Source organism: Singulisphaera chitinilytica (assembly GCF_049331405.1).
In the GTDB taxonomy this organism is placed as follows: Bacteria; Planctomycetota; Planctomycetia; order Isosphaerales; family Isosphaeraceae; genus PoT.
On the sequence record NZ_CP186274.1, the window covers coordinates 8,258,093 to 8,283,812 of the forward strand.

Below are 25,720 nucleotides of genomic sequence, written 5' to 3' on the forward strand. Positions count from 1 at the left end.
AAAGCAGACAGAGTGATGGCGGATCAGCGACTGTCACCGGCCGCTCGCTCGGCTCGGCTCGACGCCTGGAATTCGACTGCGCGGCCGGTCATAACGCCGTCGCTCCTGAGTTGCGACTTCTCCCGCGTGAAGGACGAGCTCGAAGCGCTCAAGCAGGCTGGAACGACCGCGGTCCATCTCGACGTGATGGACGGCCACTTCGTGCCCAACCTGACGTTCGGTGCGCCCGTGATTTCGCACTGGCGCCCGCACACCGATTTCCTCTTCGACACCCACTTGATGATGTCGGATCCGGGGCGATACCTCGACGACTTCATCAAGGCGGGCTGCGACGTCATCATCTTCCACATCGAGGTGGTGCCGGAGCCGACCCCCCTGCTCCGTCGGATCAGGGATGCCGGTTGCCAGGCCTCGCTTGCCTTGAATCCCCCCACGCCCCTGTCCTCGATCGAACCCTTCCTCGATGAGGTTGACGCGATCCTGGTCATGAGCGTCATGCCTGGTTTCGGCGGCCAGAAGTTTGAGCCCGAAGTCCTGAGCAAGGTTCGCGCCCTCCGAGCGGCGCGACCCGACTTGCACATCTCGATCGATGGCGGTATCAACCCGACGACGGCTGGAGCCGCGGTCGAGGCCGGCGTGAACCAACTGGTCGCCGGCTCGGCGGTGTTTCGCAGTGATGGCAACTACGCGGCGGCCCTGGCCGAGTTGGCCCAGGGGGCGCGCCGCGGGAGCGTGTGAGGTGGTGCCCTGGTCCTCGTGGCCTCGTCACCGTCCCTAGAATGACCCAGGTCGTTTTGATTCGGCCCGGCGCAACGGTTTATGACGAACAAAACCGCGTCCAGGGGGTCCTCGACATCCCGCTCAGCGAACGGGGGCGATCCGAAGTCGCTCAGCTCGCCGAGCGGCTCGCCGAGGCTACTCTGGGCGTCGAATTGGCCGCCCTCTACTGCGGGCCCGGCGAAAGTGTGATCCGTACCGCCGAGGCCGTCGGTAAGGCCCTGGGGCTCAGGCCCAAGCGCATCGACGACCTCCGCAACCTCGACCAGGGGCTCTGGCAAGGGCTCCAGCTCGATGAAATTAAACGCCGCAACCTCAAGGTCTTCCGGCAATGGCTCGACGACCCGGTTACGGTCTGCCCTCCTCAAGGTGAGACGATCGAGAACGCCCTGGAACGGATCAAGCAGGCACTCCGCCCGCTCGTGAAGCGCCACCAGGACGAAGCCATCGGACTCGTTGTCGGAGAGCCCCTCGCCCAGTTGATCGCCTGCTACCTCCGTCGCGACCCCCGAGTCCAGCTCGACGACCGAGTCCCGACCGGCGGATTCGAGCGGATCGAAATTACCCCCGAAGTCGGCCGCAACGGTCATTGAAGAGGCGAGTTTCGTCGGTTTGATGTCCGGTATCGGGTAGGACGAAAGTTCGTCGGTGTGACGTATTCAGGCGACCCGCCCTCCGGACGTGCGATCGATCTCAGATCGCCCCGGTGGCCTCGCCCCAGGAGCGCGGATTATGGCCTTGAGACAGGGAGGAGCATCGAACGCATGGCATGGACACTTCGAGCCCAAGCGGGTCCCCGAAGGCGTCTGGATGCGTTGCGATGGCTGCCAGGCGACCCTCTTCCGCAAGCAGGTCGAGCAGAACCTGAACGTCTGCCCCGAGTGCAACCACCACTTCTCCGTCTCGGCCGCGGATCGGATTGCGCAACTCCTGGACGCCGATACCTTTGAGGAATGGTTCGCCGACCTCCGCCCCGGCGATCCGCTCGAGTTCAACGACCGCCGCCCCTACCCCGAGCGCGTTCGCGCCGAGCAGGAGCGGACCGGCCTGAACGAGGCCGCCATCGTCGGCCAGGGATTCATCAAGGGTATCCGCACCGTCTTCGCCCTGACCGACAGCGGGTTCATCATGGGAAGCATGGGTTCGGTCGTGGGCGAGAAGCTCACCCGGGCCATTGAAGAAGCGACGAAGCAGAAGCTCCCACTCGTGATCGTCTCGGGCTCGGGCGGCGGGGCTCGCATGCACGAGGGGATCTTCTCCCTCATGCAGATGGCCAAGGTTTCGGCCGCCCTGGCTCGCCACAACTCCGCTGGCGGGCTCTACATCAGCGTGCTGACTCACCCAACCATGGGGGGCGTCGCCGCAAGCTTCGCCTCGCTGGGCGATATTATCCTGGCGGAGCCCAAGGCCCTGATCGGTTTCGCCGGGCCCAAAGTCATCGCCCAGACGGTCCGCGTTCAGCTCCCGACCGGATTCCAGACCAGCGAGTTCCTGCTCGAGCACGGCTTCATCGACCGCATCGTGCATCGCCGCGACCTGCGGAGCATGCTCGCTCAGCTCATCGACTATACGACCCCTTGAGTTCAGGCCTGGCTCGGAGGGTCGTCGGACATCGACTCCCCTCCGAGCAGTCCTTTCGCTCCGTCAGCTTCAGCTCGCCGACTTACCGCGACCATCCTGGCCCAGCAACTTCAGTAAGAGGTTGTCGTGGGGATAGGCGTGGCCGAGGTACTGGCGAAATCCCTCCGCCTGTTTCACGCCGATCTCGGCCCCTCGGTGGGCTCCCCACTTCGCCTGGCTGTCGAGATACTCGTCGATCCCGTGCTGCCGCAGGAGCCAGTTGCGCTGGCTGACATGGCAGGCGAGCATCTCCCGCTTCGTCTCGAAGACGGCCGTGACGTCAACATAAAAATCGACGGGCAAAGGCTTTCCGTCCCGGTCCGAGCCCTCGATTGCGTCGACGTAGTAGAGGTGCGGGATCTTGCTCAGAGCCTGGGCCGGTTCCCATTGGCGGGTGAGGAAGTTGGGTATTGGCGCGATAAAACAGGCGTCGCGAACGAGTAGGTTGGTCATCTCGTGGTCGCAGAGATAATCCACCGGTGGGGCCGTCAGGACGATGTCCGGGCGCGTCCTGCGGAGGAACTCGGTGATTTTGCGCCGGGATTCATCATCGTTGAAGATGGCGAGGTCGCGGAATTCGAGGCAGACGTAATCTGCCCCGATCAGGTCGGCGGCAGCCTTGGCCTCTCCCCTGCGGATCGTGGCAATCTCCTCGGGGCCATGCTCGACGCTGCCGCAGTCGCCCGGCGTCATGGTCGCCAGAGTGACGTGGCAACCTTTCTCCTTCAGCAAGGCGAGAGTCCCAGCGCATTGGAACTCGATGTCATCGGGATGGGCGTGCAAGGCGAGAACGCGAATCGACTCGGTCATTTGGAACTCCGAAAGTACGCCCGGGACTTCCCCGTCGGCTCTAACAAGTCAACAGTTGCAACGTCGGGCCGCCAAGGGAAAAATGAGCCTGGAGCCTCAAATCCTGGATAAATGCGAACCTCGGAAATCGACCTGGCGATTTTTCGAGAAAATGTTCTCGCGTGCGCTAGACGACTCGTGTACATTAGCACCCAAAGGGTCAGTTAGTGTTCGTCCGTATGTAGGATGAGCTTGCAACCCTTCGCTTCCTCCGACACCCGGAGCCACCTATGGCCGATCTCGAAACGCTGACGTCTCGCCAGCGCGAGATTTACGACTTCATCCGCAGCAAGATCCAGGGGCGTGGTTACGGGCCGACTGTCCGCGAGATCGGCATTCAGTTCGAGATCAAGAGCCCCAATGGCGTCATGTGCCACCTCAAGGCGCTGCAGAAGAAGGGCCTGATTCACCGCGAGCCCAACATGTCCCGCGCGATCCAGTTGCTCGACGAATCGAGCAGCGCCCGCCCCGCGGGCCTGAAGTTGCTCGGCCGGATCGCCGCCGGGAGCCCGATCGAGGCTATCGAGAGCGACGAAGAACTCGCCTTCAGCGAGTGGGAAGATACCGACGACAAGTTCGCCCTCCGCGTCACCGGCACCTCGATGATCGAGGAACATATCGCCGATGGCGACTATGTCGTGATCAAGCGGCAGAGCCAGGCCCACGACGGCCAGATCGTCGCCGTCCGCGATGAAGAGGGCGAAGCCACCCTCAAGCGGATCTTCAAGGAGCGGAACCGCGTCCGCCTCGAACCGGCCAACAAGACGATGAAGCCGATCTACCGCGATCGGGTCGATATCCTTGGTGTCCTCGTCGGTGTCGTTCGCAAGTATTGATCCTCCGATCAACGTCCCCTTGCAGGACGTTGATCGCCTCGAATCAAGATCAACGAAGACGGGACGCGCGCTCCGCGGCCATTCATCGGCCCGGTTCCTCCGCTCGAACCCGTCTTCGAAGGTTCGTGCCCTGCCTCGGGGATTGAAACGGGACCACGTCCCGAGCGACTTCTCGGCGAACTACCCTTCTGAACCCAGCCCCTGCTGCGATAGAATCACCTCGGGCACCCGAGATGGCTGAGTTGGGCCCTGTTGCGTTCACCAGATTCCTCGGGCGGGTCACACTCAATTCGCGCATCGAGACTACGAAGAAGGATAGGACCGCACGATGGCAACGGATTCCTCGGCCCCCGCCGATTTGGTGCGGTTGTACACCGATGGAGCATGCAGCGGGAACCCGGGACCCGGCGGCTGGGCGTACATCCTAAATCATCCCGCGAGCGGCCAGACCCGCGACGCGTCGGGTGCCGAGCCCGCAACCACCAACAACCGCATGGAGCTGACCGGCGCCATCGAGGGGCTCGCATCGCTCAAGCGTCCTTGCAAGGTGGAGTTGATCACCGACAGCCAGTACGTGGCCAAGGGGATCGTGGAATGGATGCCCAAGTGGAAGGCCCAGGGTTGGCAGCGCAAGGAGAACGGCCGCTTCAAGCCGGTGATGAACGTCGACCTCTGGCAGAGGCTTGACGAACTCCTCGCCCAGCACAAGGTGAAGGTCTCTCACGTCCTGGGGCACAATGGGCATCCCGAGAACGAGGCCTGCGACCGCATGGCCGTCGCCGCTTACAAAGCCCTCGTCGCCGACCGCCGATGATGGATTGAGTCCTGTCAGAGTGAAGTCTGCACGAGATCAAATCAACAAGGGTTGTGGATGAAGACACCGTCTCATCCACAACCCTTGCTATTTATCCTCGTGCGGCGAGGTTCAGCCGAACACCTTGGAGACGGCTTCTCGGGCACGCAGCATCAGCGGGCTATCCTCCGTCTTGGCGCCGGGCAGGTTGAACATCATGGCGGCGGCGAGGGGCCGACGCCACTTGGGATCGCTCGCCAGGACGCATTCCTCCCAGGCGGCGGCCCCATACTTGTAGTCGTGGCTGTCGCGGCCCTTGTGGAAGATCATCCGACGCGCCGCGGCGAATAGCAATTCGTCGGAGCCGCCGTCTTCGAGATAACCCACGACCTTGGAGGCGGCCTGGCCTCGATCCTCGCTGATCGCCTCGAAGATCTCGCCGACAGCCTCGTCCTTGCCAGCCGAAGTGGGCTTGGTCGCGGCCAACGCGTCGATCTTCGGCCCCTCGCCCGGCCGGATGCGGCCGCGGAAGAGAGGCTGCCAGGCAACGCCTTGCAGCAGGGCGAGCCTTCGTGTCGTGTCGTCGCCGCTCGCACCGTAGATGAAGTGGAGCGCGTTGGCGGAGGTGACGGCGTGGATCGCGAGGATGCCGGGGCTGCGCATCAGGATCTCGTTGGCGGAGAGCATGACGGCGTCCCAGATCGAGTCGGCGGCCACGCCCCTGTTCAGGATCTTGACGGCTTCCTCCGCGGCGGCTTCTGGAGTGGCCTCACGGAGCGTTTCCAGGAGGGCCTGAGTCGCGGCCGGGTCGGTCTTGGCGACCTGCCAGTCATCCCGGATTTTCTTGGCATTCTCGACGTTTGCCTCGTATGGTCCGACCACCACGGGACGTGAATCGCCGTGCAGATCCAACTGCCCGAGCGAGAGCGAGCGCAGGACGGGCTCGGCATGCTGCCAGCCGATCGCCTGGAGCGTCCGCCAGCTCTGCGCGGTGAAGATCGCCTTGTGGCCAATGTTTCTCTGGTCGCGGACCCCCATCCGCCAGAGCGGCTCCATCGTCTCGGCCGCTCCCGAGATCCGGCAGAGCGACGCGATCGCCACGTCGGCCGCCTCGGCATCCCAGGCCTCCATTGCCCGGAGGAACTCCGCACGAGCCTTCGAGGGTTCGGGGAGCTTCGACTCGTTGACCTTGGCGAGCGTCCAGTCCCCCTCGCGTTCATCCTGGAGTTGCGAGTTCTTGAAGGTGTCGAGCGCCCAGAGGAGCGGCAGCAGGCGTTCGGTGACGGCCGAGGTCTGCGCCAGAAGGTGGGCGGAATTCATCACCATGACCGCGTGGAACTTGAAGCCGACCGGATGCGGCCGGATGTTCCGGATCCCCGCCAGGAAGAGGCCGGCGAGGAGGTCGCGGTAGGAGAGGCCATTCTTGAGGTGGGTGATGGCAACCTCGAGAGCCTGCTCGCGAGGGGTCTCCTCGATCCAGCGCACCACCGGCTCGATCTCGGGTCGGAATCGCACGGCATCGGGCCCGACTCTAAGATCCGCCGCCTTCGCAGGGGTGATGGCCGCCAGGTTCGACCAACTCCCAAGACCCGCACCGAGTCCCAGGGCCGAGGCTGACTGCAAGAAGCGCCTTCGTCGCAGGTTCCCGTCCATCGCCGGCTCCTTCAACGGTTCGGAATGCCTCGCAGGCGGCCTCGGAGCGTCATTTGGAGACGCTCGGAGAGAGATTGGAGGTCGCCCCCCTGCCCATTAGAATGCGTCGGCGCGGCGAGGAACATCCCCAACCGAGGAAGAGCCGCCCAAGGCGGCCTTCGAGATCACTTCTTCTTGCTCTTCTCGCGTTCGGCCGCCTCGGCCAGGATGGCCTCGGGATTCTCCTCGAAGAGGTCGCGACAGCCCGAGCAGCAGACGTAATACGTCTTGCCCTTGTAAGTGACGGGCATCGAGCCTCGTCCTTCGGTGACGATGCAGATGGGTGCGGAGTCGCCGGTCGCAAAGGCGACTCCCTCGCGCGTATAGCCGACCTCGCCGAGTTGGAAGTACGCATCACCACCAGGATCTCGGGCCTCGAGCTTGAGCAGGAGCCGGGTCTCGTGCAGCGGCGTCAACGTAATCCGGCTCAACCCTTCCTTGGCGCCTTCGGCCGCCAGGATGAGGGCCTTCTTCCCGTTCTCCTCGCCGGAGAAGGTGCGTTTCTCGCCGTCGGCGAGGGTGGCCTCGAGGATAAAGCCATGAGACTTCGTCCCCGGTCGCAGGGTCGCCGAGCGAAGGTATTTGCCCTTGTCGATCGAGAGCTCAAGCGAGGCCGAGTCCTGCGAGAGCTTCCACGCCCAGTTCGCCGACTCCCGCCAGGAGCCACGTGACCTGCCCCGTTCGGGCTGGCCGGTGCCTCGCCAACTTCCGACCAGTCCCCCATAAGGCTTGAGGGCCGCCTGGGCCTCGAGGCGTTTCTCGCTCGGGGCGTCGGCGGCTCGAAGGGTCGGTTGCGGATAATAGAGGGCAAGGACGCTGAGGAAGACTTTCGATGCGTGTCGCATGGGGTTCATTCGCTTCAGTTGGAGCGAGTCCCCTCGACGACGGCCGCTTCGCGAGGAGTGGCTCAGGTCTGTTGCAGTTGATTGATCTTATTGTAGAGCGTCTTGAGGCTGATTCCCAGTTCCTTGGAGGCGGCCGGCTTGTTGCCGTTGTGCCGCTCGAGGATGACCTGGATGTACTTCATTTCCACGTCGCGGAGGGTCGGAGTTCCCTCCGGGATCTGGAAATGAGGCCCGGCCATGGCGCTTGAGGCGGCCGCCGGCGTGGTCGAGCTCGAGCGCCGGACGGGAACCTGGGTCGGCAGGTGCTCCGGCCGGATCGGGCCGCCGCCGGAGAGGATCGTCGCACGCTCGATGGCGTTGGCGAGCTCCCGGATGTTGCCCGGCCAGTCGTGCGACGTCAGCATCTCGATCGCTTCGGGCGTCAGGGCCGTGTCGAGCGAGCCGCGTCGGGAGCTATACCGGGTCAACATATGACGGGCCAAAGCCGGGATGTCTCCCTTGCGCTCGCGGAGCGGAGGGAGCTGGATTTCAAACGTGTTCATGCGGAAGAAGAGGTCTTCGCGGAACTGGTCCGCCTCGATCATCTCCCGCAGATCGCGGTTCGTAGCGCAGAGGACGCGGACGTCGACGCGGAACGGGTCGTTCTCGCCGACGCGCCGGATCTCGCCCGACTCGAGGAAGCGGAGGAGCTTGACCTGGACGCTCTTGTCCAGCTCGCCGACCTCGTCGAGGAAGAGCGTGCCGCCGTTTGCGACCTCAAAGAGCCCCTTGCGGTGGGTGTCGGCCCCGGTGAACGCCCCCTTGCGGTGGCCGAAGAGCTCGCTCTCCACGAGGTTTTCGGGCAGGGCGCCGCAATTGACGGGGATGAACGCGTGGCCGGCCCGACGGCTCTTGTCGTGCAGGTTCCTCGCGATCAGTTCCTTGCCGGTGCCGGTCTCGCCGAGGATCATCACGCTGGCATCCGTCGGCGCGATCATGTCGATGAGGCGGCGGACCGACTGCATGGCGGGGGTGTCGCCGATGAGGGTGGGCGTCCCCTCGGCCGACTTGAGCCGGGTCTCGAGCGCGGCCGCCTTGTTCGTCAGGTCGCGGCGTTCGGAGATGCGGTTGAGGATCACTTCGAGCTCGGCCCATTTGCAGGGCTTGGTGAGGTAGTCGAACGCGCCGAGCCGGAGAGCCTGCACCGCGGTATCGACCGTGGCGTGCCCGGTCAGGATGATGACCTGGGTCTCGGGATTGAGCTGGCGGATCTTGCCGAGGACCTCGATGCCGGTCATGCCCGGCATCCGCATATCAAGGAGAGCCGCGTCGTAGGAGCCTTTCTCGAGGGCGCGGAGGGCCGATGCGCCGTCGGGGCAGACGGTGACTTCGTGGCCGAGCCTCGGCAGCTCCATCTGCATCAGGTCACGCAGGTGGGCCTCGTCATCGGCGAAAAGGATGCGAAGTCCTCCTTGATTGGTCTTCTCCATGAGACTGGTCTCCTCCGTGAGACTCGACCGATTGGGGGGACGCTATTCCCCTGAATCGACTTGAATCGAATGCGATCAGGCGGCCCGGTGCCCCTTCGACGTCGCCGAGGAATCGCCCGCCGAATCGTCGGCAGGTCGGATCGGCAGCCGGACGACGAAGGTCGCACCTTCCCCCTCGCCTCGGCTCGTCGCGGCGATCTCACCATGATGCTGGCTTATAATTCGATGCGTGATCGAAAGGCCGAGGCCCGTGCCCTTGCCGACCTTCCGCTTCGTGAAGAACGGCTCGAAGATGTTCTCGAGGACCTCGGGGGCCATGCCGCAGCCGTCATCCTCGAAGCTCATCTCGGCCATCCCCTCGGCGTGCCTCAGGTCGATCTTGAGGACCCCTTCGGGCTCCATCGAATCGAGCGCGTTGACGACGAGGTTCAGGACCACCTGCTTGATTTCCTGGCCATCGACGTGGGCCATGACGGCCTCGCGGGGCTGGAAGACGATCTGCTTGCCCCGGTATTTGCCCATATGTCGGATCATCTCGACGACCCCCTGGATCAGGCCCGCCAGGTCGGTCCGCTCTCGTTGGATTTCAGCACATCGAGAGAAGTCGAGGAGTTTTTCCGTGATGCTTTTGCAGCGGAAGGCCTCCTCCTGGATCATCCGCAGGTAGTTGCGGACGATCTTGGCGTCGCTGTGCTCATTGATGTTGAGCATCGGCGACAGTCGGTTCTCGAGGGCTTCGGAGCAAAAGGCAATCGAGGCCAGGGGATTGTTGATCTCGTGGGCCACGCCCGCGGCGAGGAACCCGACCCCCGCCAGTCGCTCGGAACGGACGAGTTGTCGGCTCCGCTCATGAACCTGACGCTCGAGGTCGGCATACGTGACACTGAGCCTGGCCGTCATGTCGTTAAAGGCCTCGGCCAGCCCTTGCATCTCGTCGCCCGTCTTGAGGTCGATTTTGTAGTCGAAGCCGCCCCTCGCGACGCGACGGACTCCTCGCTGCAAAAGTCGGACCGGATATAAGACCCAGCGATGGAATAGCGCCGTGAGGCCGCCTAGCATGAGCACGACCATCAGGGTTGACGACCATACGATGATCCGGCTCGTCTGATATTGCCCCTTCGAAGACAGCAGGACGCTGTAGAAGTCCTGATGCAGCTTGTCGGGGAGCTCCATGACCCTCTGGTTCAGCCGATCGATCCGCTGTGCCAGTACCGACTTCTCGGCGGTCGCCTCAAGAGCCGGCTGAGCCTCGGGATGCCTCTTCAAATAGGTAGAAGTCCCGGGGAGTTGCGGGAAGACTTTTCGGTCGGGGTGCAGCTCGGACAGGATCGTGGTCAGGTCACTGTCGATCTGAAAGGCGAGCTTGAGCTCGTCCCGGCCATCGTCCGCACGGTTCCCCCGCGTGGTGTTGGCCTTGAGCTCCGCGTGATAGGCCATCAAGGCCTGCTGGGCCTGGTGGACCTTGCGCTCCAACTCCTGCCGTTCCTCGGGAGTGTTGATCGTGCCCGCGTTCTCAAGCCGCAGTACAACCAGGAGCAAATCTTTCGAGGCCCCGAGCTCGTGCAACTGATCAACGAGCTTGAGGTTGCTGGTGTGAAACGCATGGAGCCCGAAGATGGATCCACCCATGAGGGTGAGCATCATCCCGACAACCAAGGTTAAGCCAGCAATGAGTTTAACGCGAATAGGCCACTGGGGCATTGCGACGACCTCCTTGTCGCGCGACGGGTGCAATCCCAGTCGGAATCGACGAGACGGCGGACTATACCAAACTCGACACCATACTCAAAGACGCATCGCGGAGCTTTTCCTCAAGTCCGCCGGCGTTCTGGTCGAACGGCCTTCGCCTTTCGTTCGATGGTGCTCGTTTCCCCCCGGGTTACCATACGCATCGAGACGACCGATTGTTTGCGAGGAAGGCTCGGGCGTCCTGAAATCAACGAAGCCTGGGGAATGTCCCGTAGGCCATCGCCAGAACAAGTGCCAATCCAAGCACCACTCCAACTGCCACGCGGAGTCGGAGGACCCCGACCTGGAACCGTCGGACCTGCTCGGGTCGGCTCTCCAGGGTCTCGATGAAGGCGATGCGTCTGGCGATGCTCCCATGCCGCCAGGAACGAGCCCTGGGATCGATCCCATTGAGCGACGCAACGTTCGCGAGGGCGTTGGCGAAGATGCGGATCCCGACCGGGCACGGGTTCACCGCCAGGGTTCCCCCCTCCGCGCGACGGTCGACGTCGGCATGCGGCGGGCAGCTCTCGGCGAAGCAGGACACGGCGCGGCAGCCGAAGACATCGGCCTGCCTTTCGAATCGCCGCGAGATGTGGCCGAACACGACGAGCGCATATATCCCGATCGCGGAGAAGGCAACGACGGTCTCGATCGCCGTCGCGGCGATCGGGCTGTCTCGACCCACGAGCGAGCCCGAGAGCGCGGTGAGTGCCCACTCGACTCGGGTATCGAACATTGCCAGGACACCCAGGCTCCCCACGATGAAGACGCCGAAGAAAACGAGATGGCGATGGGCGATATGTCCCAGTTCGTGTCCGAAGACCGCGGCGACCTCATGCTCGTTGAGATACTCGAGCAGAGCGTCGCTCAGGAGGACGTAGCGAAACCAGGGTAACGAGCCAGTCACGCACGCGTTCACGACCCCGTTGCCCGTGTCCCAGACGAGGATGTCCGAGTAGCGGAAGCCGACCCGACGCGCCTGCTGCTCGAGCCTGGATCGCAAAGGTCCGGCCTCCAGGGGACGTGTCGGCCAGGCGATCCGGAGGAAGAGCGGCGAGATGGCCAGCAGCGTCAAGCCCATCACGAGCACTTCGACGGGCTGAGCCCAGGCACTCGCGCTCCAATCGGGCCATTGCCGGCTGATCAGGTCGGGTCCCACCGAGTAGACGAACAACGCGGGAAGCGCCAGCCCCAGCGTGTAACGGGTTCGCAGGATCAGGTGCCGAAGCCACCCGACCGCCGGTAGCGGCGAGGTCGACCGGAGTGCGATTTCGGCGGGGAAAGTCCCGAACCAGATCGCGACCTGGATCAGGATATAGGGTAGGAGAATCAGGCCGTCTTTCAGGAATGCGATCGAGGGAAGTCCGAGCCCATTGCGGATGGTACTCGCCCAGCCGACCCAGTGAATGATCCAGGCATAAACGAGCAGGCCGGTGAGTTCGAAGAGTCGCAGACCCAGGGCGTAACGCTTCCGCAAGGCCGAGCCCGCATACCCTTTCCGCGCCACGGCGAAAGCCACCAGGCGGCCGAACGCGACCGCGAGGAGGGCGACGACCAAGATCCCCGTCCCGGCCTCGGTGAATCGATCGGCTACCTTGAAATCGGCGGGAATCGGCTTCTGGACGAGGTCATCGAGCCCGAAGGCCACGAAGAGTGCCATGAGCAGCGAAAGCGGCATACAACGTGGTCCGTCGAAGGATGCTGACCGAAGTAAGGATGCGCAGATCCGAACACCAGCCCGCGAGGCTCACGCCTTACGAGTTCGTGTGCCTGGATGATGCCCAAGGATAGCGAAGTTGATGAACGAGGCGTAGTCCGGCGACAAGGCCTGGGGTGGATTCGACCGAGCCGGCGTTCAATTCATCGCCGCGCCGATGACCACGATCTGGACCTGGAGCGTGGCGGGCTCGGACGATCCCTTGACGGCGAGGTTGATCGGGACGACCGCGGCCCAGGTGTTCTTGGCCTCGTCGCGGACGACGCTCGGCTCGGTCTTCGACGCCGACTCGGGGGCGTTGAGCAGCATCAGGACGGCAGGATGGCTGCTGCCCGCCGACTCGGAGCTTTCTGCGTGGAGTTTCTTCTGAGCGGGGGCATCGAGGGCCTTGTCCTTGGAAGCCGGGAGGAGGAGCACGTAGTCGCGATAGGTGCTCACACCCAGGTGGTCGCCGTTGACGGGCTGCAGGCCGTAACGGAGCGTATACACCCCTTCGGCGATGGATTGATCGCGATAGTCACGCCCCTCGGCCGAGAACCGCAAGGCCCCCACAAGCTCCCCTTCCTGAAGGATCGGGAACTGGATCGCCCCCTTGGATCCAGCGGGCTTGGCCGACGCGGGGACAGCCTTGCGGATCCAGATGTCGGCGTAAGGACGCCCCTGGTCGTCCACCACCCGATAGCCCTGAGCGTTGAGAGTCCCCTTGATGGCATCGGCGAGCGCGGCGGGGGGAGCCTCCTTTAACACCTCTACCTTGAACGATTCCTGGCCGAAGGCGGAGGTCGTCGTCAGCAGGGCGGCCAGCACGATCCAACGGTTCGAATGCATGCGACTCTGGATCCTTGGATGAGGATGATGTACTGACGAGATTGATTCGCAATAGCCGAGTGGCGGCAGGGTTGCGGAAGTTCGATCGGGCCGGAACGCGATAAGCCATCAGGCAGGCGGGAATGGGTCGAGGTATCGAAGTCCTCGACCCACTCGAGATCGTATGGTCGAGTTCGAGCGTCAGAGAGAGAACCGGCCCACGAAGCTGCTGCGACAGTTGGGATCGTCCCAGGTCGACTCGAGGCCTTCACCCTTGAACTGGTGACCGAGCGTGTAGGCGGGGACGGCCTTCACACCCTTCGAAAGGGGCTGGTATGCCACGACCTCGTTGCCACAGAAGTGGTCGCCGTCGTCGAGCGGTCGGGTGATGATCTGAGCCAGACCCGCGGCCCAGAACGAAGCCCGGGGCGACGTCGGCATCCCGTGCGACTGATGCGAGGCCTGGTCCCCTTCGGAATGGGCCTCAACCTTGAGCTTGATGGGAGCCCGGCGGACATCCACGATGTTCGCGAGCCGGAGGCCGCCAAGTTCTTTGGCCAGGGAGATCAAGGCTTCGCGTTGCCCCTGATTCGCCCTTGAGTCGACGATGAGGATCGCGCGAGCCGCTTCCGGCTTGTCCTCAGAGAAGGTCGTGGTCCCCTGGACGGCCGCCGCGACGCTCAGGCCGCTGAGGTCGACCCCTTGATAGTCGCCCTTGGACACCTTCCAGGCCATCACGGCCTGCTTGCCATAGATGAAGATCTCGGCGTTGGAGAAGCAAGGCCCGGTGAAGACGTCTGCGGTCCTGGCCTCGACGTAGTCCCCCTGGATCCCACCCGCGTGGGCGAACGTCCCCATCGCCAGGATCAAGGCGCCGCAGAGAACACTCAATCGCTTGTTCATGGAATTCGACTCCCTGAATGAATGGGTGGCCTGCGAACGGAACTCGAACCTTCCTCCATCGCAACCAAAAATTATGATAGGCCGCCGGAGCGGAAGTCAAGGCTCGGAGGGAGTCTCGGGCGGGAGTGCACCGCTCCGGCTCACCTGGATTTCGATGCGCCGTTTGGAGTTGAGGCTGCCGTCACCGACGTCCGTTCCCATCGCGTCGGACGCGGCCACGCCGGCGACATCGATCCGAGAGGTCGCGATATGCCCTTCGCTGGCGATCAGTTCGCGGACCTTGCTGGCGCGATCGAGGCTCAGATGCTCGGCCTTGGGAGCATCGCCTTCATAGCTCGTCCTGGTCACCAGCGAGTCCTCGGTGTGGCCCGTGACCAGGATCCGAAGCTCGGCGGCATCGGGATCATCGAAGACCTTCGAGAATGAGGCGAGCAGATCGCGTGCCTTCGCCTTGGGCTTGTCCGTGCCGGGCTGGAAGAGGAGTTCCGTGGGGATGGTCACGATCGACGACTTCGGGTCGAACTCGCAGCCCGGATTCTCCTTGGCGAAGTTTTCGAAGCGAGTCCGGAATTGGGCCGAGATGGGTCGGGTCGCGCCCCGAACCTGATTCTTGAGCCGCTCGACTCCGCGGGCCAGTTGCTCGCGGTCTTCCTGATAGGCGTGGACACTCGCCAGGAGCTTCTGAATCTCCTGCTCCTGATTCCGAAGTCGGAACGCATCATCGTCCGACCGCTCAGCGAGCTCTTCATACTGGCTCTTGAGGCTTGTCACCGAATTCTTGAGGCGCGCATTGTCCGCCTGGAGCGTCCGGCTCAACCTCCGGCTCTCGTCCAGTTTCGAACGCGGCACGACGGCACAGCCGGCGAACACCAAGACGCAGGCCAAGCCGAGGTGGGTCGCGGCTAACGACCGAAACGGTTTGACCATCCGTTCCGACTCCTTTCGGCACGATAGGTCGAGCTGAGGCTGGGGATCATGATCCCCTCGGGCATGATACGTTCGCGAGGTGTTGTGTCGAGGCGAGGTGGAGCGAAGATACCAGGATTTGTCCTCATCCCGATAGAAGAGGAAAGAAGTATTGCCCGGGCCGTCGCAACGGACGTCCCGGGCAACGTCGAAGCTCAACCGAAGAGCATGCCGGACAGGCTCTTGACAATACCCGAGGCAGGCGAGCCGCTCTGGTATTCGTAGAGATTGCGGACCAGATCGATGGAGACGAAGGCCGCGAACATCATGAGGACGGTCGCCACGGAAAGCAGGCCGATCCAGAGACCGCCCCACTCGGCCGACGCCCCAGCGGCGGCGAGGGCCGGCGAGGCAGCGGCGGCGCGACCGACCGTCGAGGGCGTCTCGCTCTCGACGTCCCAGGCGCTGGCCATCTCGCTGGAGGTGGCGGCGGCGAAGCCGTCGTCGTCGTCCTCCTCGTCTTCGTCCTCTTCGAGGATCGCCGGGCCGAGCGCCGTAGCGGCGTTCTGGTCGACGTCCTCTTCATCGATGGCGAAGACTTCCGAGCCGGTGTCGGCCTCTTCGAGCTCGAAGTCGCTGGCGGCTTCAAGCTGCATGGTCTTGTCGTCCGAGGAGTCGCCATCGGAAGAGAGGGCGTCGACCTCGAAGTCGGTGTCGTCGAAGATGTCCTTCTCGGCCTTGCGGGTCGAGGGGGTGGGCGTCTCCGACAGCTTGGGGTTCGGCTTGGCCTTGGGGACCGGGGCGACGGCCTTGATGTCGTCGCCGCTGAGCGGGGCCAGCTCGATCGAGCTCGCACCCGCACCCAAGCCGAGGCCGGAGGCCATCTGGAGGTTGATGCCCGAGTCGCTCGGGCGGGACAGGTTGATGCCCGAGAAGCCGGGGTCGGCGGCGGTCACGTCCGAGTCGCCGGGCTTGGCGAGCGGGGTCGACTCGAACTCGTCGCTCCCCTCCTCGATTGCGTTCAGCTCGAAATCGCTGCCCGAATCCGGCTGAAGGGCATCGATCACGCTCGAAGGGGTCAACTCGAAGTCGCTGTCCTCCTCGTCGTGGGCCGCCTTGATCTCGGCCGAGGAGCCGATCACGGGGGACTGACGGACGTTGGTGTCGGCCGGGGTCAGCAACGCGTGGTGATCCGACGTGTCATCGGCGACCAGCGTCACATCCGAGTCGCTCGGCGCCTTATAGTCGCCGGGGGTCGCCAGGCGGACATCGGAATCGCTCGGCCGGGAACCGCGGGGATTCTCGGGGACGAGGCGGACGTCCGAGTCGCTCGGCAGTTTGCCGGAGGTCGACATGCCGATGATGACCGAGCTCGAGTTGGTCATCGGGTTCGGGGGCAAAGAGAGGTCGTCGAGCAGGATGTCATGCTCGGAGCTCCCCTCCGGATTCGCGACTTCCATCGTCGGGGCGCCGAGGTCGGGCTCGGCCACCCCCATCTGGAACTCGGACAATTCGGGGTCCGCCGCGTCGCCGCTGGCGACCGGCATGTCCAGGTCCGACAGTCGGAGCTCGGCATCGCTGCCGAGCCCGCGGCGACGGGCCAGTTCATCGACGTCGCCGACGCGGAAACGCCACGATCCACCATCCAAAAACGCGCGAACCTCTCGCTGTTGGGCCTTAGCCTTCAGCTCGTCGGGACTCATTCCCAGGACGCGTGCGGCTTCCTCAAGAGTATAGAATTGAGCCATGGACGTGCTCCTCACAGTCGGGAGACGACCCTCACGGATCGTTTCATCTAGGTTGGCGCGTTCGAGATTCGATGAAGGCCGGGTTAACTCCGCGTCACGGGCGAGGACGACCGCATCGTCCGCTCCCCCGAGACTCAACGATTGGGATGGCTCGCCGACTTCACCATGGACTCGACCGCGGCAACCTCGGGTTCTTGGTTGTTAAACTGGGAAAGTTTCATGTCCCATTGATACTGTCGGGCGCCGATGAGTTTGACGGTGCGGTCGCCTTGCATCGGATCGACCCGATAGACGGAGAAGGCCTTAGTCTTCGTGTCGATCAGGTAGAGCAACTGCGACGGCCCACCTCCTGCGGCGGAAACGATGGCCAGGGTATTGGAAGACTCGCCGACAGGAGTCGGGATCGGTCGAGACCGGTCACCAGCTTGCCCGCGGGTCAGATCAGCTTGAGCACGCGCCACCGGTCCCCGAACCGCGCCGAAGACACCCATCAGGGCCAGGCCCAGGAGCAATCCAGGCAAACCGTAACGCACCGAACCGTACAAACCTTGCGAGTGCATACCTTCACTCCTCCTTGAAAACCGAGGCGATCACGTCTTCCCCGTCCTCTGAGGAGACGACTGCATCTAGGCCGACAGCCCCTGCCCGTCGTCAGACAGGCCCCAGGGAACGCAATCTCGCGAGGCTACCAAACGCCTCTAGTTTACCACACCGACGAACCGAGTTGGTGCAATAAAACTCAAGTCGAGCAGAGGGCCGACATCGATGTCGTTCATGAGAAAGGAAATGCGAAGGGGACTCCTGAATTTTATCGAGACCCGACCTTCGTGCAAGGGCAGTGCCGAGCCCCTCCGAACCCTTCAACCCGCAAAGTTTGGAACTCGTTCGATCGCTGACGCCATTCGTAACGTATTCGTGGAAGCGGCATCGCCGTTGATGATCACGGTTACTTTGACGCAAACGACTTCCAGCCGGCATCGAAATTGGGGCGTTCGAAGGAAAAATTGGGGCGTTCGAAGGAAATTGGAGTGGAAATTGTGAGGGCTGCGAGTGATCGGTCACGCCGGAAATTGTTTGACTTTGCTTGAAACTTTCCCCACAGTTCGAGTAGTGTCTTCGATTGTGGCATTGGAACACTGCCAGAGTTCCTACCTCCACATTCCTACCTTCCTTCGAGTGGGTCGCTTTACCATCGCCTCGAAGGGATACGACCTGCCCGCCGTCGATGTTGATGTCCGAATCAGGAGCGCCCGATGAACGCTCGACGAACCTCGGTGTGTCGGCTTCTGAGCCTCTTGGCTTTGATGGCTCCGGTCATCCAGGCCGCGAAGGCTGAAGAGCCCGCCTCGAAGATCGGCAACCCGGTCTCGGTCACGATCGAGCCGCAGAAGCCGACGATTCAGGGGAAGCGTGCCACCCGCCAGCTCATCGCCTCCTCACGCGAGGCCAACGGCACCGAACGCGACCTGACTCGCGACCTGGAATGGGTCAGCCTGAACCCCGAGATCGCCACCGTCACCCCCAAGGGACGCGTCGTCCCCAAGGCCAACGGCGTCGCGACGATCGTCGCCAGGGGTGGTAGCGTCGAGGCCCAGACGACCGTCGTCGTCGAGAAGATGGAGTTCCCCGCTCCGGTGAGCTTCCGCCGCGACGTGATCCCCGCCTTCAGCCAGGCCAATTGCAACATGGGGGCCTGCCACGGCACCCCGACCGGCAAGGGCGGCCTGAAGCTGAGCCTTCGCGGTTACCTGCCCGACCAGGACTTCGTGACCCTGACCCGCGAGGCCAGCGGACGCCGAATCTCCGGTCTCGATGCCGCGAGCAGCCTGATCCTCCGCAAGCCGCTGGGCGAACTGCCCCACGAGGGCGGTCTCCGGCTCGCTCGCAACACGAAGACCTACGAATACATCCACGACTGGATTAAGGAAGGTGCCCACGACGATCCGAACGCCACCGCGGCGGTGAAGCTCGAGATCGCCCCGGGCGCCCGGGTCCTGCACGCCCCGGCGAAATCGCAGCAGGTCGTTGTGCTCGTCCACATGGCGGACGGCACCGTCCGCGACGTCACCCCCATCTGCTACTACAACTCCTCGAACCCCGAGATCGCCGACGTCGACGCCGACGGTCACGTCGTCTTCAAGACCCGGGGCGAGGTCGCCGTCATCGCCCACTATCTCGACCTGGTCGCCAACGTCCGCCTGACACACCTGGTGGAAGTCCCCGGGTTCAAGCCCGTCGACGTGCCCCAGGACAGCGTGATCGACCAGGCCGTCTTCGCGAAGCTGAACCGGATGCGGATCAGCCCCTCCGAGCTCTGCACCGACTCCGAGTTCATCCGCCGGGCCACGCTCGACACGATCGGCGTCCTGCCGAAGCCGGAGGAAGTCCAAGCCTTCCTGAACGATCCGTCGCCGGATCGCCGGTCCAGGCTGATCGACCGGCTCCTCGCCCGCCCCGAGTTCTATGACTTCTGGACCCTCAAATTCGCCGACATCCTCCGCTCGAACGGCCGCCTGATCCAGGCCAAGGGGACATACGTCTTCAATCGCTGGATTAAGGCCCAGCTCGAGCGCGACACGCCGATGGATCAGTTCGTCCGAGAACTTCTGACCTCGGCCGGTTCGGCATACAAGAACCCGCCCGCTAACTACTACCGAATCAGCCGAGACCCCGAGAACTCGGTCGAGACGACCGCCCAACTCTTCCTCGGCGTCCGGATTCAGTGTGCCAAGTGCCATAACCACCCGTTCGAGCGTTGGACCCAGGACGACTATTACGGCTTCGCCGCGTTCTTCTCCCGGGTCCGGCAGAAGAAGGGTTCGCTGCCGAACGACGAGGTCATCTTCACGGCCGGCGACGGCGACGTCCGCCAGCCGAGGACGGGCCAGGTCATGAAGCCGAAGGCCCTGGGCGGTCCGGTCCTCGAAGATCCGAAGGTCCCCGACCGTCGCGTCCTGCTCGCGGCCTGGTTGACCAGCCCCGAGAACCCCTTCTTCGCCAAGAGTCTCGTCAACCGGATCTGGTATCACATGGTCGGCCGAGGCATCGTCGAGCCCGTTGACGACTTCCGCGACTCGAACCCGGCCTCGAACGACGAGTTGATCGACGGCCTGACGGCCTCGTTCGTGAAGAGCGGCTTCAACCTCAAGGGCCTGATCCGCACGATCCTGACGAGCCGCACCTATCAGCTCAGCGCGAAGTCGAACGAGCTCAATAACGACGACACGCTCTACTTCTCGCATGCCATCACCAAGCTTCTCCCGGCCGAGGTGCTCCTCGACGCCATCTCGAGCGTGACGGCGACGACGACCCCGTTCGACAACCTGCCCAAGGGCTTCCGCGCCACTCAGATCCCCGACGGCAAGATGGAGAACCCGTTCCTCAAGACCTTCGGCCGCCCCGCCCGCGAGCTGGCCTGCGAGTGCGAGCGTGAGAGCGACTCGAACCTCTCCCAGGCCTTGCAGCTCATCGGCGGTGCGACGGTCAACGGCAAGCTCCGCGACGACGCCGGGCGCATGGCCCAACTCGCCAAGAGCAACTTGCCCCCCGAGGCCATCGCCAAGGAGCTCTACATCGTCGCCCTCGCCCGCGAGCCGAACGCGACGGAGACCGCGGCCGCGGTCAAGCACCTCTCGGCGGCGAAGGACCGGCGTCAGGCGGTCGAGGACCTGGGTTGGGTGCTGATCAACTCCAAGGAATTCCTCTTCCGCCATTGATGTCTGGCGGGTTCAAAATCGACTCCCAATCGACGGCCGAGGGGCTACGTTCCCTCGGCCGTTTTTCGTCGCATGGACATGGTTGTAAGAGTGCCCGATGCCGATTCGGCCATTGTTGCGGGCGAATCGTAAGACATCGGCATGAAGGCCACTCTGGCATTGCCTTTTTTCCTGGATTGGCCAAGAATGCCGCCGCCTCGAGGACAGGGATGTGAGGCACCGTGGCCCATGATGGGCCGGGTTCGTTGGATGGCAAGGAGGCGAATACCGATGGCACGCTGGTTTGTCGACCGTTTGCCCCAACAAGGGATCCCATCGGTCAGCCTTCGGCGGCTCTTGCCCGAGGCGAAGTTCCTGGGCTGCCAGGACTGGGAAGTCTCGGGCTGCACGGCGGATAGCCGTCGTCTCGACCCGGGCCAGGTCTTCGTCGCCGTCCGAGGCTCGGAACGCGACGGACACGAGTTCGTCACGCAGGCCCTCGAACGCGGCGCGGCCGGCGTTGTGGTCGAGCGTCCTTGCCCCGAGGCGGGACGGCTCCAGGTCATCGTCCCCGACTCGCGTGAGGCCCTCGCCCGCCTCTGCCACGCGCTGGCCGGCGACCCCTCCGACCAGCTCCTGACGGTCGGCGTCACGGGAACCTGGGGACGGACGGTGACGAGCCTCTTCCTCCGGGCCATCTTCGAGGCGACCGGCGTCCGCTTCGGTCTCGTCGGCTCACTGGGCTGGTCCGACGGCGTGTCCACCCGCTCGGTGAGCAGCACCTTCCCCGGCGCCGAGTCCCTAGCCACGATGCTGTCGGACATGGTCGAGCACGGCTGCCGCGGCGGCGTCGTCGAGGTCCCCCCCGAGGCTCTCCGTGATCGTCATGTCGAGGGGATCCGATTCGACGTGGCCCTCGCCACCGACTCGGGCTCCGTCGGCGGCCTCGACTCCGAGATCATCCGGATGCGCCGCCAGTCGAAGGCGCGCCTCTTCCGCAAGGTCGTGCCGGGAGGCATCTCGATCGTCAGCGCCGACGACCCCTTGATCGAGCCCCTGGGTGCGGTCAACCTCGACACCCGACGCATCTCGTTCGGGCTCGAGCGCGATGCCGACGTCACCGCCGAGATCGAGCGACTCGACACCACAGGCGTGCGATTCCTGCTCCGCGGGTTCGACCGTGAGGCTTCCATCCACCTCAGGCTACCCGGGAAAACGTACGTCTCGCAGGCCCTCGCCGCGGCGGCCGTCGCCTGGTCGCAAGGGGTCAACGTCGACGCCGTGGTCGCAGGACTCGAGTCGGTCTCCGGCATCCCGGGACGCCTCGAGAGCCTGATCGAAGGGCAGGATTTCTCGGTCTGGATCGACCAGGCGAGGACCGGCACCGACCTCCAGCAGGCGCTCGAAGCCGTTCGGAGGCTGGGGACCGGGCAGGTTCACTGCATCCTCGGGGCCGAGGGGCTCCGCGACCGCTCCGAGCGATTGGCCCTCGCCTACGCCGCCGAACACGGTGCCGACCGGGTCATCCTCACCGACGACAACCCGAGGACGGAAGACCCGAACCAGATCCTCGACGACCTGCTCGCCGGCTTCCGCCGACCTGGCCGCGTCCGGGTCGAGTCGAACCGTCAGTTCGCCATCGAGAGCACCCTCGCCAGCACGAGCCCCGGCGATGTCGTCCTCATCGCCGGCAAGGGGGCCAGGACCTATCAGATCCTCGCCGATCACGTGATCCAGTTCGACGACAAGCAGATTGCCTCGAACTGGCTCCGCAACGATCGTCTCCGCTTCCGACGCACGTCGGCTTGATCCGCCCGCGAGTCGTTGGATCGAAGCCGCCTGTCACGAACACATCGAAGGAGAGGCCCGAGTCTTATGAAGACTCGGGCCTCTCCTTTTATGCTTCAAGCCTTGGTCATTGGATCGCGAGGGATTGATCAATCGAGCCAACAATCCCAGTCTCGACGAAGGCCCTGTCAGATACCCATCGCTTGGAAGGCGATTCGTGGCCGTCTCAGTTGTCCGGAAGCGAGATATCCTGACCCGGGATCAAATTATCGTTGGGGCTGTCCAGAATATCGCGGTTCAGCTCGAAGATCTCATTCGCACGACGGGCCGTCCCAAGTTTCTCTCGAGCAATCTTACGTAGGCTATCGCCTCTCCGAATCCGGTAACGACGGTAGTTGCCGCGTTCGGGTTCCTCGCCCTCGTAGTCGTCGCTCGGCGGTGTGTAGGTGTTTGAGCGACGGCGAGAGTCGCCGTCCATGTCGGGAAGGGCCAATTCGACCTCGGGTGCATTCTTCAAGGTGCGCCCTTTCGGGCTCGAGCCCACATTCTGGGCCGAGGTCTTCCGGACGGCCGAAGGGGGATCGATCGCCTCGGTCCGCTTGGCCGATTGCGGCGGGAGGATCAGGTGCTTGTCCAGTTCTTCGGGGGGCGGCACGATGATCGTCATCCCGACGGCGAGGTCTTCGGGCGCCGCGACAAGCTTCTGATTGGCCTTCCAGAGTGCCTTGTAATAGCGGCCCGACCTGTAATATTCACGCGAGATCGTCCAGAAGTTCTCGCCGCTCCTGACGACGTGCTCCTCGGGCTGGATCCGATCGGGATCGGCTGGGGGCGTCGAGACGGGGATCGCGTCGAGGATGGGCGTCGTCGACGAGGTCGACTCCATCTCGGGCTCGGAAGAGACGATGGTTTCGCCAGAAAACGGCCTCTGTCCGGCGTTCGGGATCGGCACGAGATCGCTCGGCATCCCGGCGGCAGGTGCCTCCGTCGGAGCGGGTGCTTCCGTCCCGGAAGCGACCGGCGGCTGATCCAGATTCGGGATATCGTTGACCTTGCCGTCCTGCTGATGACCAGCATTGGAGAGCATCTCGGCCCCGGCGGCTCCTGCACCAGCCGCGATCCCGGCCGCGGGCAGTGCCAAGGCTCCGGCCCCAACGGCAGGCGCAGCGGGGAGTGGCTCCGCGGCGCCGGTCAGCCCGCTCGAACCCGGCATGGGCACGGTCTCGGGCATGTTCGCAGGAGGCAAGTTCCCTTCGGCCGGATGAGCCCCAGGTATAAGGCCGTTCGGAGCCGTCCCTGGAGCGGGCGCAGCCGCAGGCTCGAGCCCCGGAGCGACTGAAGGCGTTGCAGGCGATTGAGTCGCCTCGGAGGCAGGTGCGGTAGTAACAGCCGCAGGAGCCTCGGGCGCCACGGCCGGTGCGGGTGCCGCCTCAGCCGGACCCGGCAAGGGCATTGGCGAGTTGGCAACATTCGATCCCGCTCCCGCCTGCGCGGGCGTCACCGGCGGCTCCGTAGCGGGAGCGCCAGCCGAAGGCAAAGCGGCCGACGGCTCGACCGCGGGGGGCGTTTGACCCGCACCCGTGACCTCCAACGCACCGGCTCCCGCCGCGGCTGCAGGAGCGACCGCACCCGCGGCCCCTTCAGCCGGAGGGGCCGGATCCTTCGAAGGAGTTTCGATGGGAGTGCCCGGCGTACTTGCTGCGAGATGCGGGTCGACCGGAGGAGAAGCTGGAGCCTCGGCCGCGACGGGCGTCCCCTTGGCCGCAGGATCGGGCGGCGGAATCGGTAGAGCGGCGTGGTTAGCGTCCAGACTTTCTTTGGGGGTCGCATCGGACGAGGACGGCGTAGCGGTCCCCGCATGGGCCGTCACCATCGGATCGGTCGGCTTGGCTGTCTCGGCCGGCGGTACGGGCGATTGAGGCTCCTCATTCGAGGCCAGCTTGACATGACTTTCGTCGTGGCTAGCTGTAGGCAATTGCAGCGGATCCTCCTCCGACTCGGGCTTGGAAGCCACTTCAGGAGCGGGAGTCGGAGCAGCCGCCTGGGCCGGTTCCGCAGTTGGCGTTGGGGCGGCGGTCGTCTGGCTCGTTGCGGGCGGCGGTGAGGTACCGGGTTTTTCTTCGTTCGTGGGCTTATTCGGCTTCTTAGCGTCGTTGCTGACGGACTTGATCTGATTGGTCGGTGGGGTCTTCGTCCCCTTCTTGAAGATCAGAACTCCCATCAGGATGCCGAACGAGATCACGACCGCCAGGCCGAACCGCGTCTCCCTCTTCAACTTCACGACGGCGCCAGGGTTCAGTTGAGCTAAGGGGATGCGAAAGCGCTTGCGAGGAGCCCGGGCAAGGTCGGGGTTGTGCTCGTGCTCGTGACCATCTTCTTGCTCGGGTTCGTATCCGAGTTGATGCGAGGTCTCGATGACCACGGATCCTTCATGGACCAGGGGTTCGTCGTCGCCGTGATGTGGGTGTTGGATCGCGCTCATGGGTCCGTAGTCCACTTCGCTCGGGATTTCGACTCCGGCGGGCCAGTCTGGGTCGGGCATCGTTCGGCAACCCTCAATTTCGCGCTTCGCGCCCTGGGGTTCTCGGCCACTTCTTCCGCCGTGGCGGTCACGGGCTTCCGGGTCAGGACGTTCAGTCGGTCGTCATCGCGAAACGCGACCTTGACCCTCCGGTCTTCGAGCGAATGGAAGCTGATGATCGCGGCCCGCCCCCCGGGTTTCAGCCAATCGGGGATGCTGGCCAGGGTCTCATCCAGGTGGTCGAGTTCCTCATTGACCTTGATCCGAAGGGCCTGGAAGACTCGAGTCGCCGGGTCGATCGGCCCCCACTTCCCGGGGATGCTGCGCCTGACGAGTTCGGCGAGCCTCCCCGTCGTGGTGATCGGCTCGAGCTTGCGAGCCTCGACGATCCTGCGTGCCACTCGCCGGCTGTGACGTTCTTCGCCGTATTGGTAGAAGATGTCGGCGAGGTCTTCCTCGCGGAGTCGGTTGACGAGGTCGGCGGCGGTGTCTCCCCGGGTCGTGTCGAACCGCATGTCGAGCGGCCCATCGTTCCCGAAACTGAACCCGCGGTGCCGCCAGTGAAGCTGATCCGAAGAGAGGCCGAGGTCGAGCAAAATCGCATCGACGGATTCGAGGCCCAGCCGTTCCAAGACTTCCCCGGCGTCGCTATAGGGGGAATGCACGAGCGTGACGGGCAACTCTTGCGTCACGCCCTCGGCCAGGGCGAGCATCTCTGGGTCGCGATCAAATCCGATGACCTTGCCGCTCGTCCCGACTCGCTCCGCCAGGGCCTTCGTGTGCCCCCCTGCTCCGGCCGTCCCGTCGACGATGACGCTCCCCTCGCGAGGTGCCAGCCAAGTGAGCACCTCCTCCAGGAGAACGGAGCGGTGAACAGGAGCTGGCATACTGGATTCGATGGACACGGCCGGTTCTTCGAGGTGTTGGGCTCATCGCCAAGGGCCGGGACGACGCGAAATGCGCCGTGAATCTACCGGAGTCGGCTATCCTGTCAACCCCGCCTGAGCCTGGGCGACGGGACCG

General features: G+C 64.1%; 20 protein-coding genes. 7 read left to right on the forward strand and 13 right to left on the reverse strand.

Annotation, left to right across the window (positions count from 1 at the left end; genetic code table 11):
* The first annotated feature begins 15 nt into the window (after nt 1-15).
* The 3 genes from rpe (at nt 16) to accD (ending at nt 2,358) form a co-directional block, all read left to right on the forward strand.
* The gene (gene rpe, locus ACOYYX_RS32250; RefSeq protein WP_422926770.1) at nt 16-738 is read left to right on the forward strand and encodes a ribulose-phosphate 3-epimerase; all 723 of its coding nucleotides are present in this window, start codon (nt 16-18) and stop codon (nt 736-738) included.
* 41 nt (nt 739-779) lie between these two features.
* Entirely contained in the window at nt 780-1,370 is a 591-nt protein-coding gene (locus tag ACOYYX_RS32255) for a histidine phosphatase family protein (RefSeq protein WP_422926771.1), read from the forward strand.
* Between the two features lie 139 nt (nt 1,371-1,509).
* Nucleotides 1,510-2,358, forward strand: coding sequence for an acetyl-CoA carboxylase, carboxyltransferase subunit beta (gene accD / locus ACOYYX_RS32260; RefSeq protein WP_422926772.1), 849 nt, complete (start codon nt 1,510-1,512; stop codon nt 2,356-2,358).
* A 69-nt stretch (nt 2,359-2,427) separates the two neighbouring features.
* Here the strand turns inward: accD and ACOYYX_RS32265 are convergent, their stop codons facing one another.
* Nucleotides 2,428-3,207 carry a PIG-L deacetylase family protein gene (locus tag ACOYYX_RS32265; protein WP_422926773.1) on the reverse strand — a complete coding sequence of 260 codons (780 nt, stop codon included), beginning with the start codon at nt 3,205-3,207 and terminating at the stop codon, nt 2,428-2,430.
* 269 nt (nt 3,208-3,476) lie between these two features.
* On the opposite strand from ACOYYX_RS32265, the gene lexA reads away from it, so the two are divergent.
* Together lexA and rnhA are read left to right on the forward strand one after the other, a co-directional pair.
* Complete coding sequence (gene lexA, locus ACOYYX_RS32270) at nt 3,477-4,082, forward strand: transcriptional repressor LexA (protein ID WP_422926774.1); 606 nt, start codon at nt 3,477-3,479, stop codon at nt 4,080-4,082.
* Nucleotides 4,083-4,410: 328 nt separating this feature from the next.
* Nucleotides 4,411-4,896 (forward strand): ribonuclease HI, encoded by a 486-nt coding sequence (gene rnhA, locus ACOYYX_RS32275; protein ID WP_422926775.1) that lies wholly within the window; start codon nt 4,411-4,413, stop codon nt 4,894-4,896.
* Between the two features lie 111 nt (nt 4,897-5,007).
* Here the strand turns inward: rnhA and ACOYYX_RS32280 are convergent, their stop codons facing one another.
* From ACOYYX_RS32280 to ACOYYX_RS32325, 10 genes are all read right to left on the reverse strand, one after another.
* A complete protein-coding gene (locus ACOYYX_RS32280) occupies nt 5,008-6,528 on the reverse strand; it encodes a hypothetical protein (protein ID WP_422926776.1) in 1,521 nt (506 codons plus the stop codon).
* Between the two features lie 164 nt (nt 6,529-6,692).
* The gene (locus ACOYYX_RS32285; protein WP_422926777.1) at nt 6,693-7,412 is read right to left on the reverse strand and encodes a hypothetical protein; all 720 of its coding nucleotides are present in this window, start codon (nt 7,410-7,412) and stop codon (nt 6,693-6,695) included.
* 62 nt (nt 7,413-7,474) lie between these two features.
* Nucleotides 7,475-8,881: a sigma-54-dependent transcriptional regulator gene (locus ACOYYX_RS32290; RefSeq protein ID WP_422926778.1), complete on the reverse strand. Its 1,407-nt coding sequence runs from the start codon at nt 8,879-8,881 to the stop codon at nt 7,475-7,477.
* A 75-nt stretch (nt 8,882-8,956) separates the two neighbouring features.
* Nucleotides 8,957-10,510 carry an ATP-binding protein gene (locus ACOYYX_RS32295; RefSeq protein ID WP_422926779.1) on the reverse strand — a complete coding sequence of 518 codons (1,554 nt, stop codon included), beginning with the start codon at nt 10,508-10,510 and terminating at the stop codon, nt 8,957-8,959.
* A 307-nt stretch (nt 10,511-10,817) separates the two neighbouring features.
* Nucleotides 10,818-12,290, reverse strand: coding sequence for a M48 family metallopeptidase (locus ACOYYX_RS32300; RefSeq protein ID WP_422926780.1), 1,473 nt, complete (start codon nt 12,288-12,290; stop codon nt 10,818-10,820).
* 177 nt (nt 12,291-12,467) lie between these two features.
* A complete protein-coding gene (locus ACOYYX_RS32305) occupies nt 12,468-13,157 on the reverse strand; it encodes a hypothetical protein (RefSeq protein ID WP_422926781.1) in 690 nt (229 codons plus the stop codon).
* Nucleotides 13,158-13,337: 180 nt separating this feature from the next.
* A complete protein-coding gene (locus ACOYYX_RS32310) occupies nt 13,338-14,039 on the reverse strand; it encodes a DUF1326 domain-containing protein (RefSeq protein ID WP_422926782.1) in 702 nt (233 codons plus the stop codon).
* Nucleotides 14,040-14,135: 96 nt separating this feature from the next.
* Nucleotides 14,136-14,966: an OmpA family protein gene (locus tag ACOYYX_RS32315; RefSeq protein ID WP_422926783.1), complete on the reverse strand. Its 831-nt coding sequence runs from the start codon at nt 14,964-14,966 to the stop codon at nt 14,136-14,138.
* Nucleotides 14,967-15,160: 194 nt separating this feature from the next.
* Nucleotides 15,161-16,693 (reverse strand): helix-turn-helix domain-containing protein, encoded by a 1,533-nt coding sequence (locus ACOYYX_RS32320; RefSeq protein ID WP_422926784.1) that lies wholly within the window; start codon nt 16,691-16,693, stop codon nt 15,161-15,163.
* Nucleotides 16,694-16,827: 134 nt separating this feature from the next.
* A complete protein-coding gene (locus tag ACOYYX_RS32325) occupies nt 16,828-17,253 on the reverse strand; it encodes a hypothetical protein (RefSeq protein ID WP_422926785.1) in 426 nt (141 codons plus the stop codon).
* Between the two features lie 693 nt (nt 17,254-17,946).
* Here ACOYYX_RS32325 and ACOYYX_RS32330 point away from each other — a divergent pair.
* Nucleotides 17,947-20,409: a DUF1549 domain-containing protein gene (locus ACOYYX_RS32330; protein ID WP_422926786.1), complete on the forward strand. Its 2,463-nt coding sequence runs from the start codon at nt 17,947-17,949 to the stop codon at nt 20,407-20,409.
* Nucleotides 20,410-20,679: 270 nt separating this feature from the next.
* Nucleotides 20,680-22,197: a Mur ligase family protein gene (locus tag ACOYYX_RS32335; RefSeq protein ID WP_422926787.1), complete on the forward strand. Its 1,518-nt coding sequence runs from the start codon at nt 20,680-20,682 to the stop codon at nt 22,195-22,197.
* 205 nt (nt 22,198-22,402) lie between these two features.
* On the opposite strand, the gene ACOYYX_RS32340 is transcribed toward ACOYYX_RS32335, so the two are convergent.
* Complete coding sequence (locus ACOYYX_RS32340) at nt 22,403-24,658, reverse strand: LysM peptidoglycan-binding domain-containing protein (RefSeq protein ID WP_422926788.1); 2,256 nt, start codon at nt 24,656-24,658, stop codon at nt 22,403-22,405.
* Nucleotides 24,655-25,584 (reverse strand): 16S rRNA (cytosine(1402)-N(4))-methyltransferase RsmH, encoded by a 930-nt coding sequence (gene rsmH, locus ACOYYX_RS32345; RefSeq protein WP_422926789.1) that lies wholly within the window; start codon nt 25,582-25,584, stop codon nt 24,655-24,657. The genes ACOYYX_RS32340 and rsmH overlap by 4 nt, the downstream gene beginning before the upstream one ends.
* Nucleotides 25,585-25,720: the final 136 nt, after the last annotated feature.

Excerpts from the sequence above, each read along its gene's own strand:
- ACOYYX_RS32255 (WP_422926771.1), top strand. The coding sequence starts at position 780 with ATGACCCAGGTCGTTTTGATTCGGCCCGGCGCAACGGTTTATGACGAA.
- ACOYYX_RS32335 (WP_422926787.1), top strand. The coding sequence starts at position 20,680 with ATGGCACGCTGGTTTGTCGACCGTTTGCCCCAACAAGGGATCCCATCG.
- ACOYYX_RS32340 (WP_422926788.1), bottom strand. The coding sequence starts at position 24,658 with ATGAGCGCGATCCAACACCCACATCACGGCGACGACGAACCCCTGGTC.
- ACOYYX_RS32310 (WP_422926782.1), bottom strand. The coding sequence starts at position 14,039 with ATGAACAAGCGATTGAGTGTTCTCTGCGGCGCCTTGATCCTGGCGATG.
- rnhA (WP_422926775.1), top strand. The coding sequence starts at position 4,411 with ATGGCAACGGATTCCTCGGCCCCCGCCGATTTGGTGCGGTTGTACACC.
- ACOYYX_RS32315 (WP_422926783.1), bottom strand. The coding sequence starts at position 14,966 with ATGGTCAAACCGTTTCGGTCGTTAGCCGCGACCCACCTCGGCTTGGCC.
- ACOYYX_RS32320 (WP_422926784.1), bottom strand. The coding sequence starts at position 16,693 with ATGGCTCAATTCTATACTCTTGAGGAAGCCGCACGCGTCCTGGGAATG.
- lexA (WP_422926774.1), top strand. The coding sequence starts at position 3,477 with ATGGCCGATCTCGAAACGCTGACGTCTCGCCAGCGCGAGATTTACGAC.
- rsmH (WP_422926789.1), bottom strand. The coding sequence starts at position 25,584 with ATGCCAGCTCCTGTTCACCGCTCCGTTCTCCTGGAGGAGGTGCTCACT.
- ACOYYX_RS32330 (WP_422926786.1), top strand. The coding sequence starts at position 17,947 with ATGAACGCTCGACGAACCTCGGTGTGTCGGCTTCTGAGCCTCTTGGCT.
- rpe (WP_422926770.1), top strand. The coding sequence starts at position 16 with ATGGCGGATCAGCGACTGTCACCGGCCGCTCGCTCGGCTCGGCTCGAC.
- ACOYYX_RS32325 (WP_422926785.1), bottom strand. The coding sequence starts at position 17,253 with ATGCACTCGCAAGGTTTGTACGGTTCGGTGCGTTACGGTTTGCCTGGA.
- ACOYYX_RS32265 (WP_422926773.1), bottom strand. The coding sequence starts at position 3,207 with ATGACCGAGTCGATTCGCGTTCTCGCCTTGCACGCCCATCCCGATGAC.
- ACOYYX_RS32305 (WP_422926781.1), bottom strand. The coding sequence starts at position 13,157 with ATGCATTCGAACCGTTGGATCGTGCTGGCCGCCCTGCTGACGACGACC.
- ACOYYX_RS32285 (WP_422926777.1), bottom strand. The coding sequence starts at position 7,412 with ATGCGACACGCATCGAAAGTCTTCCTCAGCGTCCTTGCCCTCTATTAT.
- accD (WP_422926772.1), top strand. The coding sequence starts at position 1,510 with ATGGCCTTGAGACAGGGAGGAGCATCGAACGCATGGCATGGACACTTC.
- ACOYYX_RS32280 (WP_422926776.1), bottom strand. The coding sequence starts at position 6,528 with ATGGACGGGAACCTGCGACGAAGGCGCTTCTTGCAGTCAGCCTCGGCC.
- ACOYYX_RS32300 (WP_422926780.1), bottom strand. The coding sequence starts at position 12,290 with ATGCCGCTTTCGCTGCTCATGGCACTCTTCGTGGCCTTCGGGCTCGAT.
- ACOYYX_RS32295 (WP_422926779.1), bottom strand. The coding sequence starts at position 10,510 with ATGGGTGGATCCATCTTCGGGCTCCATGCGTTTCACACCAGCAACCTC.
- ACOYYX_RS32290 (WP_422926778.1), bottom strand. The coding sequence starts at position 8,881 with ATGGAGAAGACCAATCAAGGAGGACTTCGCATCCTTTTCGCCGATGAC.